The organism is Pseudomonas sp. UBA6276 (genome assembly GCF_002438365.1).
GTDB classification, from domain to species: Bacteria; Pseudomonadota; Gammaproteobacteria; order Pseudomonadales; family Pseudomonadaceae; genus Aquipseudomonas; species Aquipseudomonas coleopterorum.
Map to the genome: position 1 here is coordinate 481 of NZ_DJUS01000142.1, position 671 is coordinate 1,151.

Sequence of the window (671 nt, forward strand, 5' to 3'; positions counted from 1 at the left end):
GCCGCATGGGCTGGTCGATGCCTGACGAACGCGAGAAGTTCTCCCTTGCCGAAATGGTCGAGCACTTCGATCTCTCCCGCGTTTCCCTAGGCGGTCCGATCTTCGATATCGAGAAGCTCTCGTGGCTCAACGGTCAGTGGTTGCGCGAGCTGCCGGTACAGGAGTTCGCCGCACGAGTGCAGCAGTGGGCGTTCAATCCCGACTACATGATGAAGATCGCGCCGCACGTGCAGGGCAGGGTAGAGACCTTCAGTCAGATCGTTCCGCTGGGCGGCTTCTTCTTCGCCGGCGGCCTGCAGCTGGATCCCCGTCTGTTCGAAAGCAAGAAGCTTTCTGCCGACCAGGTGCGGCAACTGATGCAGTTGATCCTCTGGAAGCTGGAGAGCCTGCGCCAGTGGGACAAGGAGCGCATCACTGCAACCATCCAGGCCGTGGTCGAGTCGCTCGGCCTGAAGCTGCGTGACGCCATGCCTCTGATGTTTGCCGCGATCACCGGGCAAGCCAGTTCGGTGTCGGTCCTGGACGCCATGGAAATCCTCGGCCCCGACCTGACCCGCTTCCGCCTGCGCCAGGCCCTCGATCTGCTCGGCGGTGTTTCCAAGAAAGAAAACAAGGAATGGGAAAAGCTCCTGGCCGCGATCGCCTGACCCCCGACGCGGCTCGCGCCGCTG

1 pseudogene is annotated in these 671 nt (G+C 62.4%); it reads left to right on the top strand.

The annotated features are described in order from the left end of the window. Positions 1 to 647, top strand: a pseudogene (locus tag B2V21_RS16730) (glutamate--tRNA ligase); the annotation flags it as partial. Positions 648 to 671: the final 24 nt, after the last annotated feature.